This is a genomic window from Pantoea sp. CFCC18177, assembly GCF_059412425.1.
In genome coordinates, this window is record NZ_JBNBPL010000007.1 from 148,779 (window position 1) to 169,178 (window position 20,400).

The following is a 20,400-nucleotide window of genomic DNA, read 5'->3' on the forward strand; positions in this document are numbered from 1 at the left end:
CGCTGCGCTGTTGCATGTTTCCTCCGGCAAATTGTGGCGCATTATACGCATTCACTGATTTGCATCAAGCAGAAATCGCGCACGGGGTAAACGTTTGCTTTTACGGCTTACCCAGCGTTGCCACCATCACCGCTTTGATGGTGTGCATGCGGTTTTCGGCCTGATCGAACACGATACTGTGCGTTGACTCAAACACCTCGTTGCTCACTTCCATGCCATCATTCAGGCCATACTGCTCTGCCATCTGACGGCCCAAGGTGGTTTGGTCATCATGGAAGGCAGGCAGGCAGTGCAGAAATTTCACCTGTGGATTGCCGGTAAGCGCCAGCATCGCACTGTTCACCTGATACGGGCGCAGCAGCGCAATACGCTCTTCCCACACCGATTTGGCTTCGCCCATCGACACCCAAACATCAGTGTAGATGAAATCCGCACCTTGCACGCCTTCGGCAATGTCTTCGGTCAGCGTGATTTTGCCACCGGTTTGCTGCGCCGCCACGCGGCACTGTTCCACCAGTTGCTCTTCCGGCCAGCAGCCTTTTGGTGCCACCAGACGCAGATCCAGCCCAACCAGTGCAGCAGCTTCCAGCATGCTGTTGCCCATGTTATTGCGCGCGTCACCCACGTACACCAGCGTCATCTCGCTGAGCGGTTTACCCGGTAAGTGCTCTTGCATGGTGAGTAAATCGGCCAGCAACTGCGTAGGGTGGAATTCGGTGGTCAAACCGTTCCACACAGGGACACCGGCAAACTCTGCCAGGGTTTCGACCAGTTCCTGACCGAAGCCACGATACTGGATACCGTCATACATACGGCCCAATACGCGCGCGGTGTCTTTCATCGATTCTTTATGGCCAATCTGGCTGCCGCTTGGGCCGAGGTAAGTCACGTTAGCGCCCTGATCGTATGCGGCAACTTCGAAAGAGCATCGTGTACGGGTCGAGTCTTTTTCGAAGATGAGCGCGATATTCTTGCCTTTCAGGTACTGGGTTTCAGTGGCATTTTTCTTTGCGTGTTTTAATTCACCTGCGAGATTGAGCAGGTTGGCGATTTCAGCTGGGGTGAAATCCAGCAATCTCAGGAAGTGTCTCGAATACAGCTGACTCATACAGCGCTCCAGATGTGGATCAATAATGAATTAAAATTCAATCTAACCGTATGAATATTCATTTTCAACCCCGGCGTTAAGAAACTTTCTGTTTTGTGTAGTGGCGCGCGAGGCAGTGTGGGAAAATAATTGCATTCACGCCGAACATTTTGAGGACACGCCCATGGCATACGAAGCATTGCTGGAAGAACAGCGCGAAGAAACCCGCCTGATCATTGAAGAGTTGCTGGAGGACGGCAGCGATCCGGATGCGCTTTACACTATCGAGCATCACCTCTCCTGCAACAACTTCGACTCACTGGAAAAAGTGGCGGTGGAAGCTTTCAAACTGGGCTTTGAGGTCAGCGAACCGGAAGAGCTGGAGTTGGAAGAGGGCGGCACCGTGATGTGCGTGGACATCCTGAGCGAAGGGGCGCTGAAAGCCGAACTGATTGATGCGCAGGTTGAGCAGCTGGTGAATCTGGCGGGTAAATTCAACGTCGATTACGACGGTTGGGGCACCTACTTTGAAGATCCAGACGCCGAAGATGAAGATGACGACGGTGATTTCATCGACGACGAAGAAGACGACGGTGTGCGTCACTAAGCCTTAATGGGCGGCAGCTGCCGCCCTGATTGACTTCTCCCGCCAGCATAAAGAACGCCGATGAACTACGCTCCCCTGTTAGAACCCATTCATAATTTTCTGCATTGCCGCACGCCACAAGCGTGGATTGATGAGGCGCGCAAACCGGAAAACCTGACGCTGCTGCTCACCGATCACATGGTGTGTGAGCTTAAGGCGGCACAAACTGCGGTGTTTATTATTCGTAAGTATGTGGCCGATAAGCCGAGTGGCGATGCCATTCTGGCGTGGCTCAAACCTTATGAAGATTTCATTTATCGCGATGAGCCGGACAGCAACTTTATCAATGCGCATAAGAATCTGACCAAAAGCATCATTGTGCGTAACGAACTGCCGTGGGCGGATGACTTAGTCGAGATGATGGTGCTGTTGATCAAAGAAGAGCTGCATCATTTTTATCAGGTCTGGGAGATTATGCAGTCACGCGGTTTGCCATACCGCAAAACCACCGCCAGCCGATACGCCAAAGGATTGATTCGCGAAATCAGCACCTATGAACCCGATGCGCTGGTGGATAAGTTGATTTGCGGCGCGTATATCGAAGCGCGTTCCTGTGAACGTTTTGCCAGCCTGGCGCCGTATCTTGATGATCAGCTGCAGAAATTCTACATCTCGCTGCTGCGTTCTGAAGCACGCCACTATCAGGATTACCTGAAGCTGGCGGAACAGATCTCTGTTAAGGATATTGCCCCACGCGTGCAGACTTTTGGTGAGGCTGAGGCGCGTTTGATCAGCGAGCCTGATGGCGAATTGCGTTTTCACAGTGGTGTGCCAGCGTTTTAAGGTTGGGGTGAGGGCGAGAATCGCCCTCATGTCTGCATCACAGTACCTTCAGCATCCGTACTTCGCAGTCACCGTGGCCAGTGCAGCCCATGGCGTTATCAATCAACTCGAATCCCAGCGACTCGTAGAGCTTAATCGCTCGCGTCAGGCTGCCGGTGGTTTCCAGATAGCAGCGGCGAAAGCCCTGTTGACGCGCATAGTCCATGGCACGCAGCGCGAGCCCACGCGCCAGACCTAAACCGCGCACCTGCGGCAGGAAGTACATCTTCTGCAATTCGCAGATATCCGGCGCGCTGCACGCCAGCGGTGCCACACCGCCGCCGCCAACCACCACCCCGTCATGCTCGACGATCCAGTACGCGCTATTGGCTTCACTGTAGAGTTCGAACAGCCGATCGAGGTTGGGATCCGAAACGGTGTAGCCTTTATCTGCCGTAAGGCCGAATTCGGCTGACACATCACGGATCACTTGCGCAATGAGAGGGTTATCGGCCGCAGTAATCGGGCGCACCTGCAAATTCAGTGGCGTAGCGGTGGTCATCATTCTCTTCCGGGGTAAAAAAGCCGGGCAGTGCCCGGCTATGATTTAGCAATTGGACTGATGTGCTTACAATGCCGCAATCACGCCCTGCTGTTCAATCAGTTTTGCTTTTGATTGCTCCAGCTCAACGATGCGATCGCGCTCTTTCGCCACCACCGCTTCCGGTGCACGAGCAACAAAGCCTTCGTTCGCCAGCTTGACCTGGATCTTCTCAATCTCGACATCCAGCTTGGTCAGCTCTTTCGCCAGACGCTCCAGCTCCGCTTCTTTGTTCACCAGATCCGCCATGGGGATCAGCAACTCAGCGCCTTCTACAATCTTAGTGACTGAAAGTGGCCCTTTCTCACCCGCAGGCAGAATCTCCAGGCTGGCCAGACGCGCCAGACGAGACAGGAAGTTGCGGTTCTCTTCCACGCGACGCTGTGCCGCAGGAGAGCAATCACGCAGCAGCACATCCAGCGGTTTGCCTGGAGAAATGTTCATCTCAGCACGGATGTTACGCACCGCGACAATCGACTGCTTCATCCACTCGATATCGGCTTTCGCCTCGGCATCTTCTTTCGCCGCATCAAACTGCGGGAAGGCCTGCAGCATGATGGTATCGTGATCGATGTTCTTCAGACCCTTCACACGCTGCCAGATGGTTTCGGTGATGTAAGGAATGATCGGATGCGCCAGACGCAGCAAGGCTTCCAGCACGGTGACCAGCGTATTACGCGTACCGCGCAGTTCCGCTTCGCTACCGTTGTCCATCACTGGCTTGGTCAGCTCCAGATACCAGTCACAGAACTGGTTCCAGGTGAAGTCATACAGAATGTTGGCAGCGATATCAAAGCGATAGCTATCCAGCGCTTCACGATAGGCTTTCACGGTGCTGTTGAATTCGGTCAGAATCCAGCGATCCGCCAGCGACAGCTTCAGCTCGCCGCCATTTTGGCCGCAATCATGCTCTTCGGTATTCATCAGCACGAAACGGCTGGCGTTCCACAGCTTGTTACAGAAGTTGCGATAGCCTTCGAGACGCTTCATATCCCAGTTAATATCGCGGCCGGTTGAGGCCAGCGCAGCCAGGGTAAAGCGCAACGCGTCGGTACCGGATGCCACAATACCGTCCGGGAACTGCTTCTCGGTACGTTTGCGGATCTTCTCAGCCAGCTGTGGCTGCATCATGTTACCGGTGCGTTTTTCCAGCAGATCTTCCAGCGAAATCCCGTCGATCATATCCAGTGGATCGATGACGTTACCTTTCGATTTCGACATCTTCTGGCCTTCTTCATCACGGATCAAACCGGTCATATAGACGGTTTTGAACGGTACCTGCGGCTTACCGTTTTCATCTTTGATGAAGTGCATGGTCAGCATGATCATGCGCGCGATCCAGAAGAAGATAATATCGAAGCCGCTCACCAGCACGCTGGTTGGGTGGAAGGTGCGCAGCGCTTCAGTATTCTCTGGCCAGCCCAGGGTGGAGAACGTCCATAAACCAGACGAGAACCAGGTATCCAGCACGTCGTCGTCCTGACGCAGAACGACCACGTCAGCCAGGTTATTTTCCTGACGCACTTCTTGCTCCGTGCGGCCAACATAGACGTTACCGTCATTGTCGTACCATGCAGGGATACGGTGGCCCCACCACAGCTGACGTGAGATGCACCAATCCTGAATGTCACGCATCCACGAGAAGTACATGTTTTCGTACTGTTTTGGTACGAACTGGATATCACCATTCTCTACCGCTTCAACCGCGACTTTCGCCAGCGGAGCGGTGCGAACATACCACTGGTCGGTGAGCATTGGCTCGATGACCACGCCGCCACGGTCGCCGTAAGGAACGGTTAAGTCGTGAGGTTTGATTTCATCCAACAGGCCGATTTCGTCAACCGCAGCCACAATGGCTTTACGCGCCGCGAAACGTTCCATTTTCTGGAACTGGGCTGGGATCTCATCCGCACACTCGTCGCTGACTTCGCCATTGGTGTCGAACACTTCCGCACGTTCACGGATATCGCCATCAAAGGTCAGGATGTTAATCATCGGCAGCTTGTGACGACGACCGACTTCATAGTCGTTAAAGTCATGCGCCGGGGTGATCTTCACGCAGCCGGTGCCTTTTTCCATGTCCGCGTGCTCATCGCCGACGATCGGGATGCGACGATTCACCAGCGGCAGGATCAGCTCTTTGCCGATCAGATCTTTGTAGCGCGGATCTTCCGGGTTTACCGCTACGCCGGTATCGCCCAACAGGGTTTCCGGACGGGTGGTGGCAACCACCAGATAATCTTTGCCCTCTGCGGTTTTAACGCCGTCAGCCAGTGGATAGCGGATATGCCACATAGAGCCTTTGCTCTCGCGGTTTTCCACTTCCAGATCGGAGATAGCCGTGCGCAGTTTAGGATCCCAGTTCACCAGGCGCTTGCCACGGTAAATCAGGTTCTCTTTATACAGGCGGACGAAGACTTCACGCACCGCGTTAGACAGGCCTTCATCCATGGTGAAGCGCTCACGCTCCCAATCCACGGAGTTGCCGAGGCGACGCATCTGACGCGTAATCGTGCCGCCAGATTCCGCTTTCCACTGCCAGATTTTGTCGATGAAGGCGTCACGACCATAATCCTGGCGGGTTTTGCCCTCTTCAGCGGCGATCTTACGTTCAACAACCATCTGCGTCGCGATACCGGCATGGTCAGTACCTGCCTGCCACAGGGTATTTTTCCCCTGCATACGCTGGTAACGGATCATGGTATCCATGATGGTCTGCTGGAAAGCGTGACCCATATGCAAGCTGCCGGTGACGTTCGGCGGCGGGATCATGATGCAAAAGCTTTCCTGGCTGGTATCGCCATTCGGTTTAAAGTAGCCCTGCTGTTCCCAGTGCTCGTAGAGCGGCTGCTCGATATCTTGCGGGTTATATGTCTTTTCCATTTCTACACTGTCGTTTGCGGCGGAGGTGGCGTCGCCGTATTCAATTGGAAACCAACGCTGCGATAGGCTTTATAGCGGTCGCGCGCCAGTTGTTTTAAGGATTCTTCGTAAGGAACAAAGTCTATCACTTCATGGAAACCCGTAGCAAAATCTGCGAACTGTGGCAGCAAACTGATCAACAGGTCGCGCGGTGAACTGCCACGGCGCTGCGGCCAGGCCAGTTCCACCGGCGCACCGTAACGCGGGCCTTCACCGGCCAGGTTATGGGGCACAAAAGCGTTGGCGGGGCGCTGCCATAGCGCTTCATCCAGACGGTTGGCCTGCTCTTCGTTTTCACAGGCAATCAGAATGCGCTTGCCGTCACGCCAGCGTGTTTCTGCCAGATCGCACACCAGTGCTTCGATGGCGCTGAGGCCGTCGCTGGGGCTTTCTGACTCCATCACATAGAAAATGGCGTTTTTCATGGCGGGGTTATTTCCATTGATGACAGTGGGGCATTGTGCTTCAGCAAGACCGCTGCGTCCAATAATAAGGTCGCCATTAAAGGCGACCCTACAAGTCCTGTAGGGTGCGCATTTATGCGCACCGTTTCAATGATCGCAGAAGACTTTAATCGTCGCCGTTCAATCCGGCGCGGTTCAACAGGAACTGCGACAGCAGAGGAACCGGGCGACCAGTGGCACCTTTGGCCTTGCCAGAGCGCCATGCGGTGCCTGCGATATCCAGGTGTGCCCAGTTAAACTTACGGGCGAAGCGTGCCAGGAAACAGGCGGCAGTGATAGCACCACCCGGACGGCCACCAATGTTCGCCATATCGGCAAAATTGGATTCCAGCTGTTCCTGATACTCATCGGCCATTGGCAGACGCCACGCACGGTCACCGGACTGCTCGGAAGCACTGATCAGCTCGTGGGCCAGTGGGTTGTGGTTTGACATCAAACCACTGACATGGTGACCCAGTGCAATCACGCAGGCACCGGTCAGGGTAGCAATATCAATCACCACTTCTGGCTCGAAACGCTCTACGTAGGTCAGCGCGTCACACAGCACCAGACGGCCTTCGGCATCGGTATTCAGCACTTCCACGGTCTGACCGGACATGGTAGTCAGCACATCACCAGGACGCATCGAGCGGCCATCCGGCATGTTCTCACAGCCGACCAGTACGCCGACCACGTTCAGCGGCAGATTGAGTTCCGCCACCATGCGCATCACGCCGTACACTGAGGCCGCACCGCACATGTCGTACTTCATCTCATCCATCGAGTCAGCGGGTTTGATCGAGATGCCACCGGAATCGAAGGTCAGGCCTTTACCGACCAGCACAATCGGACGTGCTTCCGGATCGGTACTGCCTTTGTACTCAATCACTGACATCAGCGATTCATTGTGCGAACCGGCACCGACCGCCAGGTAAGCGTTCATGCCCAGCTCTTTCATCTGCTGTTCGCCGATCACACGCGTGGTGACATTTTTGCTGTAAGCATCGGCCAACTGACGCGCCTGCGACGCCAGATACGCGGCGTTACAAATATTTGGCGGCATGTTGCTAAGATCTTTGGCGGCTCTGACACCGGCTGCCACCGCTAAACCGTGCTGAATAGCACGTTCGCCACTGGTGAGTTCACGGCGCGTTGGCACATTGAACACCAGCTTACGCAGCGGGCGGCGTGGCTCGACCTTATTGCTTTTTAACTGATCGAAGTTGTAGAGCGCTTCTTTAGAGGTTTCCACCGCCTGGCGAACTTTCCAATAGGTATTGCGCCCTTTAACGTGCAGTTCAGTCAGGAAGCATACGGCTTCCATTGAGCCGGTGTCGTTCAGCGTATTGATGGTTTTCTGAATCACCTGTTTGTACTGGCGTTCATCCAGCTCACGCTCTTTACCACAGCCAATCAGTAAGATGCGCTCGGACAGGATATTCGGCACATGGTGCAGCAACAGCGTCTGGCCAACCTTGCCTTCCAGTTCACCGCGGCGCAGCAGAGCGCTGATGTAGCCGTCGCTGATTTTATCCAGCTGCTCGGCAATAGGTGATAAACGGCGCGGTTCGAAAACGCCAACAACGATGCAGGCGCTACGCTGTTTTTCCGGGCTACCGCTTTTTACACTGAACTCCATGCACTCTCCTGAATCTTAAAGACAACGGCCTTAGCTGTCGTTAGAATGTAGCGCGTTCGTAACCCATTATTTTGTTGCGACGCCATGACAATTTAACGCTGGCGGTCATAATGAGTAGGGGTGGAAATGTGTTGTTTTTTCACCACTCTAACGCGTTCGTCATACTATTTTAGCTACGATGACGGCCATTGATGAAGAAAAATGGCTGATAAGCGTTGAAACTAGCGATTTTCCTGCAAAAAGACAAGTTATCACAGGCGTACTAAGCGTGATCATCATTAGATATCTGGTTCGGGAAACGCTCAAAAGCCAGCTGGCTATCCTGTTCATCCTGCTACTAATCTTCTTTTGCCAGAAGTTAGTCAGGATTTTGGGTGCTGCGGTGGATGGCGAGATCCCAACAAATCTGGTTCTGACATTGTTAGGACTGGGCGTGCCTGAAATGGCACAACTTATCCTGCCCCTAAGCTTGTTTCTGGCGATTTTAATGACCCTTGGGCGGCTGTACACCGAAAGTGAAATTACGGTGATGCATGCCTGCGGACTGGGTAAAAGCGTGCTGGTTAAGGCCGCGATGATTCTGATGTTGCTTACCTCGGCGGTAGCGGCAGTCAACGTCATTTGGTTAGGGCCATGGTCATCACGTTATCAGGACGAAGTGACACAAAATGCCAAAGCCAACCCAGGTGCGGCGGCGCTTGCGGCGGGTCAGTTCCAGACCTCCAGCGACGGCAATAGCGTGCTGTTTGTGGAAAACGTGAAAGGCAATCATTTTGGTAACGTGTTCCTGGCGCAACTGCGTCCGAAAGGGAATGCACGCCCTTCAGTGGTGCTAGCCGACAGCGGTCATATGGAGCAGCGTAAAGACGGCTCGCAGGTGGTGACCCTGGATAAAGGCACGCGCTTTGAAGGCACGGCCATGTTGCGCGATTTCCGTATCACGGATTTCACCAATTATCAGGCGCTGGTGGGCTACAAAGAAGCCACGCTCGATCCAAACGACGCCGATCAGGCGAGCATCAGCACGCTGTATAAGAACAAAACACCGCAGTTCCAGGCGGAGTTTCACTGGCGTTTAACCCTGGTATTTGCCGTGTTGGTGATGGCGCTGATGGTGGTGCCGCTGAGTGTGGTCAACCCACGCCAGGGCCGTGTGCTGTCAATGCTGCCCGCCATGCTGCTGTACCTGATCTTCTTCTTGTTGCAGAGTTCGTTGCGGTCCAACGCGGCGAAAGGCAAGTTCGATCCCGCGATCTGGATGTGGGTGGTGAACTTCGCTTATCTGGCGCTGGCGGTGATCTTGAACCTGTGGGATACGGTACCGATGCGACGCATTCGTGGCCGCTTTAGCCGTGGAGGATCGGTGTGATGTTTAAGGTCCTTGATCGCTATATCGGTAAAACCATCTTCAATACCATCATCATGACGCTGTTCATGCTGGTGTCGCTGTCGGGCATCATCAAGTTTGTCGATCAGCTACGTAAAACCGGGCAGGGCGCCTATACCGCACTGGATGCCGGTTATTACACCTTGCTCAGCGTACCGAAAGATATCGAAATCTTCTTCCCGATGGCGGCGCTGCTTGGCGCGCTGCTGGGTTTAGGGACGCTGGCGCAGCGCAGTGAACTGGTCGTCATGCAGGCTTCAGGCTTTACCCGTCTGCAGGTGGCGCTGGCCGTGATGAAAACTGCCATCCCACTGGTGCTGTTGACCATGGCCATTGGTGAGTTTGTTGCGCCCCAGGGCGAGCAGATGGCACGTAACTACCGTGCACAGCAGTTGTATGGCGGTTCGTTGATGTCGACACAGAGTGGCTTGTGGGCAAAAGATGGCCATGACTTCATCTACATCGAACGCATTAAAAGCGATAGCGAAATCGATGGTGTCAGCATTTATACCTTCACCGATCAGCGTCGTTTACAGAGCGTGCGTTATGCCGCAAGTGCCACCTGGAATGCGGATAAGAAATTGTGGGTGCTGTCGCAGGTGGATGAGTCCAACCTCAGCGATGCTAAGCAAATCACCGGTTCACAGAGTCTGGGCGGAGAGTGGAAGACCAACCTGACTCCCGACAAACTCGGTGTGGTGGCGTTGGACCCGGATGCCCTGTCGATCAGCGGCCTGTATAACTACACCAAATATCTCAAGCAGAGCGGCCAGGTTTCCGGACGCTACCAGTTGAATATGTGGGGCAAAATCTTCCAGCCACTTTCCGTGGCGGTGATGATGCTGATGGCGCTGTCGTTTATCTTTGGTCCGCTGCGTAGCGTGTCGATGGGGGTACGTGTGGTCACGGGGATTAGCTTTGGCTTCCTGTTCTACGTACTGGACCAGATCTTCGGCCCACTCAGCCTGGTTTACGGCATCCCGCCAATTCTGGGTGCCATCCTGCCAAGCGCCGCGTTCTTTGCGATTAGCTTGTATATGCTGCTGAAACGTCGTTGATTGAAGAGTGGGCCGCATGTATGCGGCCCCTACGAAACCGAAGTAGGGTCGCCACTGATGGCGACCTTTTTATTGCCGAATTGTCTCTACCAGAACCGGCAACTGCGACAACAGATACAAAATCAAGCCAATCGTCCCGCCCACCAGGGTCCCATTGATGCGGATAAACTGCAAATCGCGGCCGATATTCAGCTCGATCTGTTGCGACATCTCTCGGGCATCCCAGCTTTTCACCGTATCGCTTATGTGGCGCGTCAGGAATTCGGCAAACTCAGGTGCCACACTGCGTGCGGCGTCTTCCAGATGCTGATTCATTGAGGTGCGTAGCGTTTCATCGGCGGCAAGAGTTTCACCGAACCACAGCGCCGCCAGTCTGACGCGCTCCTGAACACGGGAATCATCGCTGGCGAGATCCGTTTTAAGCCAGTTGCGCAGGTCTTGCCACAGTTCGCCGATGTAGCGATTCAGTGACTCATCCTCTTTCAACCAGTTTTTGATCACCTCGGCACGCTCCGCCATTTCGGGATCGGTTTTTAGCTTCTCAATCAACCGTTGCACCGCACGGTTAAAACCGAGCCGCAATTCATGGCCCTGATCGAGTGCCACCTGGTCCAGAATCGAATCGACCGCATTCGCCACTAAATCCGCACTGTGCTCGCCCAGCCATTCGGTTGGCAGCATTTTGGCTTTGATTGGATGCTCGCGCTTGAGCCAGCGCACAATCTGCGTGGCAATAAACTCTCGCGTACCGGGCTTATGCAGCAGGCGTAACAGTTGCTGAACGGCGGCATCCAACAGCTCCTGATGACGATTGTTTTTGGTCAGGCTGTCGAGCAGTAGCGCGCTGGACTGCGTGAGATCGACCTTATCCAGCGCCCGGTGCACCGCACGTCGGATAAAGCGTTGAATACGTTCATCATCAGTCAGGTCGAGGAAACCGCGCATCACCTGTAACAGATGACGGCCAATGCGATCGGCATTGCCGGGGGTATTGAGCCATTGCGCCAGCATCTGCGAGGGATCGTGGCGACGAATCAGCGCCAGCAGTGAGTCGGTATCGAGAAATTTCTCTTGCACGAAGCGTCCGAGGTTCTCACCGATACGATCTTTATTACGCGGAATAATCGCCGTATGGCGTGAGATAAATGGCACCGGCACGCGACGAAACAGCGCCACCACCGCAAACCAGTCCGCCAGCGCACCGACCATCGAGGCTTCCGCAATCGCCTTTAGCCCCAGCACCCAAAAATTGGGCGGTAGAAACAGCGTGACCACAAAAGTCGCGGCGGCAATCAGCAGCAACGACAGCGCTAAGCGCTTACTCCGTATGAGTTGTTGATGTTTATCCATATACCGATCTTAGCAGACCACAGATTAAGGTCACTTCCGTTCTGTTCGCCAAGGCACGCCCCTGGCACCCAAGCGTAGCGGCGCGATTCATCGCGCGGGCCTGCAAACGTATTCCCACGGACAGAGGTGTCGCTACGGATGGCGCATTAAATCAATAGGTTAACGACGGCGCCCACCCATCAAGCTGCCCAATACCCCACGAATGATCTGATTGGTCACCTGACGCGCCGCGCTTTTAGCCACGCTCTGCACCACACCATCGCGCTTCCCGCCGCGCGGTCCGGTGGTGCCAAACAGAATGTCTTTCAATCCACCCAGGATGCCATCATCAACTTCCACGTTATTGCCTTTTGCTTCGGGCGCATTGGCTTGCTGTGGTGCGGCCTGCACCCCTTTTTGCAGCATCTCAAACGCAGATTCGCGATCCACTTCGGTATCGTATTTACCGTACAACGGAGAGTTATTGATCAGGCCGTTGCGCTCATCCTGATTGATCGGCCCCATACGTGAGCCCGGCGCGATCACCATTGCGCGCTGCACCATTGACGGGCTGCCTTTTTCATCGAGAAATGAAATCAGCGCTTCGCCGGTGCCGAGTGCCTGGATCGCCTCGACCGTGTCAAAGGCGGGATTGGCGCGCATGGTTTCGGCGGCGCTTTTCACTGCTTTCTGGTCTTTCGGCGTGAAGGCGCGCAGGGCATGCTGCACGCGGTTACCCAACTGACCAAGCACGTTGTCAGGAATATCTGCCGGGTTCTGCGTCACAAAATAGACGCCCACCCCTTTGGATCGAATTAGTCGAATCACCTGTTCGACTTTTTCCAGTAAAACCGGCGGAGCATCGGTAAACAGCAAGTGCGCTTCATCAAAGAAGAACACCATTTTTGGCTTATCCACATCACCCGCTTCCGGCAGTTGCTCGTACAGCTCAGCCAACAGCCACAGCAAGCTGGTGGCATAGAGTTTTGGCATCTGGTAGAGCTTCTCTGCGGACAGGATATTGATAAACCCTTTGCCCTCGCTGTCACAGCGCATCCAGTCACGGATATCCAGCATCGGTTCACCAAAGAAGTGCTCGGCACCTTGCTGCTCCAGCGCCAGCAGACCGCGCTGAATGGCGCCTACCGAGGCGCTGTTGATATTGCCGTACTGGGTCTGGAAGGATTTGGCGTTATCGCCGATGTACTGCGTCATGGCGCGCAGATCTTTAAAATCCAGCAGCAATAAGCCCTGGTCGTCTGCAATGCGGAAGATGATTTGCAGCACGCCGGATTGCACCTCATTGAGGTTGAGCAAACGCCCCAACAGCAGCGGGCCGAGATCGGAAACGGTGGCGCGGACCGGATGACCCTTCTCGGCAAAAATATCCCACACCATCACCGGGTTTTTCTGCGCTTGCCAGTCTGTCACACCGATCTTCTCCAGTCGCGCCAGCAGTTTTTCCGAACCTTCCCCGGCAGTTGCTACGCCCGTCAGATCGCCTTTCACGTCGGCCATAAATACCGGTACGCCAATATTAGAGAAAGATTCGGCGATTTTTTGCAGCGTCACGGTTTTCCCGGTGCCGGTAGCGCCGGTGATCAGGCCGTGGCGGTTGGCCATATTGGAAAGCAGGGATAACTGGATGTCAGGCGTTTGAGCAATCAAGAGCGGGGTGGTCATGTTTTTTCACTCGCAGGCAACAGGTTATGCCTGAAAGAATAGCAAGTGAGGCTGGTGGCGGCGCAATTTATTGCGCCACGAAGGGTATCTTGTAGGGCGCAGCTTGCAGGCCGCGCCCTACATCAGTGTGAGTGATTTGACGTTACTGCTTCTGCACCGCATCAAAATACAGCAGGCTGACACCAATACCCTGCTGGACATGGCTCACGTTATTACGCACCGCGACCTGCTGCGCCCCTTGCAGCAGCACCACAAACGGCGAGTTCTGCTGAACCGTCTTTTGCAAATCGGTATACAACGCACGGCGCTTAGCGGCATCACTTTCTCCTGCGGCTGCCCGCGTCTTCGCGCTCAGTTCTGGTATCTCCCAACCTACACGCCACGCCAGGGTTTTCGAGCCGCCCGGCACGTTATAGGCGAAGGCGCTGGCATTGGTGTTAGGGTCCACGTAATCCGCGCCCCAGTAGATAAAGATCGACTGGAAATCACGGCCGCGCATTTTGCTCCACAGCTCGGATTCCGCCACCGGCTGCAATTCAATTTGCACATCCGCCTTGGCGAAACTGGCCTGCAGCGCCTGCGCCACATCAATGTAAGGTGGCTGGTTGATCACCGTCAGCGCAAATTTGCTGCCCGGTTTAATGCCGCCTTTGGCCAATATCGCTTTGGCTTTTGCGACATCGTAATGGAAGGGCTGATCGTCCAGCGCACCGTCGAAGCCCTGCGGCAGGAAGCTCTGATGAATGCGGTATTGCCCTTTCAGCAGATCTTTTGAGATGGATTGATAATCTACCAACCAGCGCGCCGCTTCCCACAAGGCCGGATTACCCAGTGCAGGCTGGGCTTTGTTCTGCGTATTAAAGCCAAGGTAATAGACCAGGCTTGAGGGGAAGGCATCGATGCGCAGGTTTTTATCGCTTTTCAGCGCATCAATCTGATCCGGCCCCAACTGGTAAGCCACATCGACATCGCCTTGCTGAATCAACAGACGACGCGCACCGGCATCGGCCACACCTTTGAGCAAGATACGCTTCAGGTGCGGCTGTGGATTAGCCTGCTTATTGGCGCTCAGCACCAGCGCCTGCTGTGGCACATATTGCTGGATGGTGAATGCGCCACTGCCTGCGGTATTGGTGTGCAGCCAGCCGTTACCGAGATCGTTATTTGCGGCATGTTGCTGCACGGTTTTGCTGTCGACTACCGATGCCACCGGCGCGGTCAGCAGACGCAGTGCCAGATCCTGGCCAATCGCGGCTGGCCACTGAATCTCCAGTTGATGGTCATTCAGAACCTTAAACTGGCTGGCGATATTCGCGCTGGTCCAGCCAAACTCAGCGAGGATAAAAGAGGGCGCTTTGTTCAACTGCACAGCGCGCGTCAGTGAAAAGATCACATCTTGTGGCGTCACAGGATTGCCACTGGAGAAGTGAGCACCCGGCTTGAGGTTAAACACCAGACTGTGTGGCGTGCTGCCGGTCTGCCATGAGGTTGCCAGCAACGGAGACAGTTTCTGCGGCGTGTTGCGGTCCGCTTCCACCAGCGTCTGGTAGATGTTGCGCTGCACGCTGTTGCTGACGGTTTCAAAGCTTTCCGCCGGGTCGAAACTGATGATGCCATCCAACGGCACGGCCACCACCAGTGTGTCTTTCGGGGTGGCAGCCTGCAGCGCAAACGCGCTGATCCATAAAGTGACCAACATAATCAATGCACGCATTTATTATTTTCCTGAGTGATAGATTAATCGACTCTATCGCTGCTGCCGCTCAGGCAAAATGCCGGTTTGTTCTGAGCTGTGCCAGAAATTAACAAATGATAACATTTGGCGATTATTTCACTTATTTTGTGCGCCGCCTGTCATTTTCAGGAAATAGATCGTTCATGTACTGGTCAATAAAGTAAATAAAATGTTATTAATGAGAATAATTCTCTTGTATGGAAGTATGATTTATTTTTATCGATTGATGTGCGCGATTATTTCTTTGTGCGATCAGTTTTGGTCAATTGCCCATCATGAATCGCTAAAAACACAGCATTTGTACGGTTAAAAGCAAAATTCCCGCCTCGAAAGCCCTTTACCAGTCCTTAACCTAAATTCAACATGATGATGGTTTCTCATCAAAACACATTTTCAATTTAATTTTTACATTCAGAAATATCTGTATCCCTAAGATTGCCAGGTTATTTACCGATTTATAAAGCCATTAACAAAAATAATTATCTTTCTTAGCAAGTGAGAGTCGTCGCGCCATGCTTCTTAATAAACCGACCACCAGACGTAAGTTTTTACTCGGGTCGCTGTTGGCTTTGCCATTAAGCGACCTGGTATTTAAGGGATTAACTGCGGCGCAAGCTGCGGAAATGGCAGCACCTGAACTCGCCGACTATAAACCGATCTTTTTCAGCGCGGAGGAGTGGCAGTTCATTCTGGCTGCAACCGATCGTCTGATTCCGGCCGGTGGTAATGGCAAAGCACCTGGTGCACTGGAAACCAACGTGCCGATCTTCATCGATCAGCAATTACACAGCCCAGAATTTGGCGGCGAAATTTACATGCAAGGTCCGTTTGATGTGCATGCGCCCGCCACCATGGGGTATCAAATTCCGTTTACCCCGCAAGAGATGTATCACACCGGGATTAAACTGGTGAATCAGTGGACACAGAGCACCTATCAAAAGGCGTTCCACGAGCTGTCGCTGGAAGAGAAAGATGCGGTGCTGACCAAGGTCAACAAAAACGACGGTATCGACTTCGCTGCACTGGGCGAGCCGAACCTGAAAGCCTCGCAGTTCTTTGGCCAACTGCTTGCAGATACCAAACACGGCTACCTCGCCGATCCGATGTACGGCGGCAACAAAGGCATGAAAGCCTGGATTGCTATCGGCTTCCCTGGTGCGCGTGCCAGCTTCACCGAATGGGTGAAACAGCACAACGTGCCGTACCCGCTGGGACCGGTCAGCCTCTTGGGTGAGCGCGCGTAAGCCTCCCCCCGTATTTGGTATGTGAGACAGGATTAACATGGCACAGATTACAAAGAAAGAAGTCGACGTCGTCGTTTGCGGCCTCGGCTGGGCCGGTTCGTTGATGAGTATCGAACTGGCATTAGCAGGATTAGAAGTACGCGCGTTAGAGCGTGGCGGTGAGCGTGATTACCCGGATTTCGCCTACCCGAAACCGGCGGATGAATACGCCTACAACGTACGTAACAAAGTGTTCGCGACGCCGAAAGAAGTGGCGGTCACCGTGCGTTACAACATGAGCCAGACGGCACTGCCAACCCGTAAATGGGGCGCATTTGCTCCGGGTACTGGAGTGGGTGGCGCAGGTATGCACTGGACGGCAGTACTGATTCGTCCAACCCCGACCGACATCAAGCTGAAGACCTATGTCGATCAGGCTTACAAGCCAGGCGTGCTGCAGGAAGATATGCGCGTGATGGACTTCCCGTTCACCTGGGAAGAGATCGAGCCGTATTACTACAAATTTGAACTGATCTGCGGCCAGTCGGGTAACACCGGCAACCTGCGCGGTCAGATTCTGGAAGGCGGCGATCCGTTTGAAGGCCCACGCTCTGAACCCTATCCGCTGCCAGCGCTGGAAGACACGCTGAACAACGTGATGTTCAAAGAGGCGGCCACTAAACTCGGTTACCATCCGTTCCCGAACCCATCTGCGTGCGTTTCACGCGCGTGGAAAAACCCGTATGGCAACCAAATCGCGCCTTGTAACTACTGCGGTTACTGCTCGAAATACCCGTGCCTGAACTACTCGAAAGCCTCACCACAAACTGCGGTGATGGATGCGCTGAAGCGTCTGCCGAACTTCTCATACGAAGTGCACGCTGAAGTGTACAAAGTGGTTCTGCATGATGATGGCAAAACCGCGAAGGGCGTTCTCTACTTCGATGTGGACGGCAATGAAGTGTTCCAGCCGGCCAAAATCGTGGTGCTCTCCAGCTTCCAGCTGTACAACGTGCGTCTGATGCTGCTGTCTGGCATTGGCAAGCCGTACAACCCGATCACCGAAGAGGGTGTGGTAGGTCGTAACTACGCGTTCCTGTCGAACGGCGGTGCAACTCTGTTCTTCAAAGATAAGAACTTCAACTCTTACGCCACTGCGGGCGCGACGGGCCAGATGTTCAACGACATCTCACCAGGCAACTTCGACGGCCCTGGCCTTGGTTTCCTCGGCGGCGCGAAGATCCACAGTTCGCAGGCCACCGGTACACCCATGGCGGCTGCATTGCCGAAAGGCACGCCAAGCTGGGGTATGGGTTACAAAGAGGGTCTGGAGCAGTGGTACAACCATTCCATGAAGATCAGCATCACGACCACTTGCCAGTCGTATCGTGATATCTATCTGGATCTGGATCCGCACTACACCGACCATCGTGGTCAGCCACTGCTACGCATGACGTTCAACTGGAAAGAGAACGAACTCAAGCTGCAACAGCACCTGAAAGGCATCGTCGGTGATATCGCCAAAGAGCTCAACCCCGACAGCATGAGCATGAGCTTCCTGCCAATGGGCGCAGACTTTGACCTGACCAAATACGTTTCTACCCACAACGTGGGCGGTGCCGTCATGGGCGATAACCCTAAAACCTCGGCGCTGAACAAATACCTGCAGAGCTGGGATGTGCATAACGTGTTTGTACCGGGCGGTAACGCCTTCCCGCAAAACTTCCAGGCGAACCCGACCGATACCATCGGCGCAATTACCCTGATGGCGGCGCAGGCGATCAAAGAACACTATCTGAAAAACCCCGGTCCACTGGTACAGGCATAAGCACATGAAATTAAAATCATTGTTAATCGCTAACGCCGTGCTGCTGGGAAGCTTTGCGGTACAGGCACACGCGGAAGATGAAGCCGCACTGATCAAGCAGGGCGAATACCTGTCACGCCTTGGCGACTGTATGGCGTGCCATACCGTGGCGGGCAAGGCGGATTATGCCGGTGGTCTGGCGATTGAGTCGAATCTCGGCACCATCTACTCCACCAACATTACGCCGGACAAAGAACACGGTATCGGCAACTACAGCGAGCAGCAGTTCTCTGATGCGGTGCGTAAAGGCGTACTGCCAGACGGTTCACGCCTCTATCCGGCGATGCCTTATCCGGATTACGCCAAAATCAGTGATGAAGACATGCACGCGCTGTATGTCTACTTCATGAAAGGCGTGAAGCCGAGCAGCGAGCAGCCAGAAGAGACCAAACTGAGCTTCCCGTTCAGCCAGCGCTGGGGCATGCGCTTCTGGAACTGGGCGTTCACCTCTGACAAGCCGTTCCAGCCAATTGGCGGCGCGTCTGAAGAAGTGAACCGCGGTGCTTACATCGTGGAAAGTCTTGGCCACTGCGGCAGCTGTCATACGCCACGCGGTCTGGGCATGAACGAGAAAGCGCTGGACAGCGGTGACGATCAGTTCCTGGCCGGTGGCAGCCTGAATAACTGGGATGTGCCGTCATTGCGTGGTTTGCCGCGCTGGAGCGAGCAGGAGATCGTTGATTACCTGCAAACCGGCCGTAACGACAAAGCGGCAGTGGGCGGAGAGATGAAGTCAGTGATTGAGCACTCCAGCTCACACATGACCGATGCCGATCTGAAAGCGATTGCCGCTTACCTGAAGTTTATTGGCGGCAACCCGCCGCTGCAGGCGTACAACGTGCAAAAGCAGCAGGCAACGGAAGCGAAACTGACCGCAGCGAAAAATCTGTCGGAAGGTGAGCGTCTGTACATCGATAACTGCGGTGCGTGTCACTTCGTGACCGGCAAAGGTGCGCCAGGTATCTTCCCAGAGCTGGATCAGGCAACAATTGTAAATGCTAAAGATCCAACCGGGTTGATCCACACCATCCTTGCGGGTGCACAGCAGCCATCGACTGAGAAAGCACCGTCAACACTGGCGATGCCGGGCTTTGGCCAGCGTTTGACCGACGATGAAGTGGCGCAGTTGGCGACCTTTATCCGTCAGGGTTGGAGCAACAATGCACCAGCGGTGACCAAAGATCAGGTTGCCGACGTGCGTAAGACTTTGAAATAAAGTATTGAAAACCAGGTGCGCATCAATGCGCACCCTACAATGTGAATGCGCTAATCATATGGTTACGCGCAGTATAATGTAGGGTCGCCATTGATGGCGCCCTGGGTTTTAGTGAAAACTCCGCACCACTTCTAATACGCCGTTAATCACAAACTGCACGCCCATACACACCAGCAAGAAGCCCATCAGACGCGAAATCGCTTCAATTCCGCCTTTACCGACCAGCTTCATAATGGCCCCTGAACTGCGCAGCGAAATCCACAAAATCACCGCCACAGCCAGGAACGTCAGCACCGGCGCTACCGTCACCACCCAGTCAGGGAAATCAACACCAGATTTCACCGTTGACGCAGAGCTGATGATCATCGCAATAGTGCCAGGACCCGCCGTGCTCGGCATCGCCAGCGGCACGAAAGCGATATTCACGCTCTCGCGCTTTATATTGGCGTCGATTTCATCCTGCTTATGCTCGGCTTCCACCGAATGACCCACGGGTTTGGCAGGGAACAGCATACGAAAACCGATAAAGGCGACGATAAGTCCGCCCGCCATACGCAGGCCAGGAATCGAGATGCCGAAGGTATGCAGTACCGCATTACCGGCATACCATGCCACCATCATGATCAGGAACACGTAAATTGACGCCTGCAAAGACTGGCGATTACGTTCCTGGAAATTCATGTCTCCCGCAAGACCGAGAAACAGCGCCACCGTGGTCAACGGGTTAGCCAGTGGCAACAGCACCACCAATCCCAGACCGATGGCTTTAAACAGTTCAAACATGTTTTTTCCCAAGGATGTG

Annotated in this window: 16 protein-coding genes; 7 read left to right on the forward strand and 9 right to left on the reverse strand. The window is 54.3% G+C overall.

Annotation, left to right across the window (positions count from 1 at the left end; all coding sequences use genetic code 11):
- Window positions 1-100: 100 nt before the first annotated feature.
- A complete protein-coding gene (gene argF, locus ACPUC8_RS09630; RefSeq protein WP_039327605.1) occupies window positions 101-1,108 on the reverse strand; it encodes an ornithine carbamoyltransferase in 1,008 nt (335 codons plus the stop codon).
- 163 nt (window positions 1,109-1,271) lie between these two features.
- Here argF and rraB point away from each other — a divergent pair, with 163 nt between their 5' ends.
- A complete protein-coding gene (rraB, locus tag ACPUC8_RS09635) occupies window positions 1,272-1,694 on the forward strand; it encodes a ribonuclease E inhibitor RraB (RefSeq protein ID WP_039327607.1) in 423 nt (140 codons plus the stop codon).
- 60 nt (window positions 1,695-1,754) lie between these two features.
- The gene (gene miaE, locus ACPUC8_RS09640) at window positions 1,755-2,516 is read left to right on the forward strand and encodes a tRNA isopentenyl-2-thiomethyl-A-37 hydroxylase MiaE (protein WP_039327609.1); all 762 of its coding nucleotides are present in this window, start codon (window positions 1,755-1,757) and stop codon (window positions 2,514-2,516) included.
- Window positions 2,517-2,553: 37 nt separating this feature from the next.
- Here the strand turns inward: miaE and ACPUC8_RS09645 are convergent, their stop codons facing one another.
- From ACPUC8_RS09645 to pepA, 4 genes are all read right to left on the reverse strand, one after another.
- Window positions 2,554-3,060 (reverse strand): GNAT family N-acetyltransferase, encoded by a 507-nt coding sequence (locus ACPUC8_RS09645; protein WP_418903610.1) that lies wholly within the window; start codon window positions 3,058-3,060, stop codon window positions 2,554-2,556.
- 63 nt (window positions 3,061-3,123) lie between these two features.
- Window positions 3,124-5,979, reverse strand: a complete 2,856-nt coding sequence (locus tag ACPUC8_RS09650; protein ID WP_039327613.1) for a valine--tRNA ligase — start codon at window positions 5,977-5,979, stop codon at window positions 3,124-3,126.
- A 2-nt stretch (window positions 5,980-5,981) separates the two neighbouring features.
- Window positions 5,982-6,443 carry a DNA polymerase III subunit chi gene (locus tag ACPUC8_RS09655; protein WP_039327614.1) on the reverse strand — a complete coding sequence of 154 codons (462 nt, stop codon included), beginning with the start codon at window positions 6,441-6,443 and terminating at the stop codon, window positions 5,982-5,984.
- Between the two features lie 145 nt (window positions 6,444-6,588).
- Window positions 6,589-8,100, reverse strand: coding sequence for a leucyl aminopeptidase (pepA, locus tag ACPUC8_RS09660; protein WP_039327616.1), 1,512 nt, complete (start codon window positions 8,098-8,100; stop codon window positions 6,589-6,591).
- Between the two features lie 268 nt (window positions 8,101-8,368).
- On the opposite strand from pepA, the gene lptF reads away from it, so the two are divergent.
- A complete protein-coding gene (gene lptF, locus ACPUC8_RS09665; protein WP_039327618.1) occupies window positions 8,369-9,469 on the forward strand; it encodes an LPS export ABC transporter permease LptF in 1,101 nt (366 codons plus the stop codon).
- On the forward strand, window positions 9,469-10,545 hold the full coding sequence (gene lptG / locus ACPUC8_RS09670; protein ID WP_039327620.1) for an LPS export ABC transporter permease LptG: 1,077 nt from the start codon (window positions 9,469-9,471) through the stop codon (window positions 10,543-10,545). Before lptF ends, lptG begins: the two co-directional genes overlap by 1 nt.
- Before the next feature lie 69 nt (window positions 10,546-10,614).
- Here the strand turns inward: lptG and ACPUC8_RS09675 are convergent, their stop codons facing one another.
- From ACPUC8_RS09675 to ACPUC8_RS09685, 3 genes are all read right to left on the reverse strand, one after another.
- Entirely contained in the window at window positions 10,615-11,895 is a 1,281-nt protein-coding gene (locus tag ACPUC8_RS09675) for a DUF445 domain-containing protein (RefSeq protein WP_039327622.1), read from the reverse strand.
- A 159-nt stretch (window positions 11,896-12,054) separates the two neighbouring features.
- Window positions 12,055-13,557, reverse strand: a complete 1,503-nt coding sequence (locus tag ACPUC8_RS09680; protein ID WP_039327623.1) for a helicase HerA-like C-terminal domain-containing protein — start codon at window positions 13,555-13,557, stop codon at window positions 12,055-12,057.
- Between the two features lie 142 nt (window positions 13,558-13,699).
- A complete protein-coding gene (locus tag ACPUC8_RS09685) occupies window positions 13,700-15,271 on the reverse strand; it encodes an ABC transporter substrate-binding protein (protein ID WP_494926099.1) in 1,572 nt (523 codons plus the stop codon).
- A 533-nt stretch (window positions 15,272-15,804) separates the two neighbouring features.
- Here ACPUC8_RS09685 and ACPUC8_RS09690 point away from each other — a divergent pair.
- From ACPUC8_RS09690 to ACPUC8_RS09700, 3 genes are read left to right on the forward strand one after another with little or no spacing between them, the layout of a single operon-like run.
- A complete protein-coding gene (locus ACPUC8_RS09690; RefSeq protein ID WP_039327627.1) occupies window positions 15,805-16,536 on the forward strand; it encodes a gluconate 2-dehydrogenase subunit 3 family protein in 732 nt (243 codons plus the stop codon).
- A gap of 37 nt (window positions 16,537-16,573) precedes the next feature.
- On the forward strand, window positions 16,574-18,343 hold the full coding sequence (locus ACPUC8_RS09695; RefSeq protein WP_039327630.1) for a GMC family oxidoreductase: 1,770 nt from the start codon (window positions 16,574-16,576) through the stop codon (window positions 18,341-18,343).
- 4 nt (window positions 18,344-18,347) lie between these two features.
- A complete protein-coding gene (locus tag ACPUC8_RS09700) occupies window positions 18,348-19,598 on the forward strand; it encodes a c-type cytochrome (RefSeq protein WP_039327632.1) in 1,251 nt (416 codons plus the stop codon).
- Window positions 19,599-19,706: 108 nt separating this feature from the next.
- Here ACPUC8_RS09700 and ACPUC8_RS09705 read toward each other — a convergent pair whose 3' ends face one another.
- Window positions 19,707-20,381, reverse strand: a complete 675-nt coding sequence (locus ACPUC8_RS09705; protein ID WP_039327634.1) for a MarC family NAAT transporter — start codon at window positions 20,379-20,381, stop codon at window positions 19,707-19,709.
- Window positions 20,382-20,400: the final 19 nt, after the last annotated feature.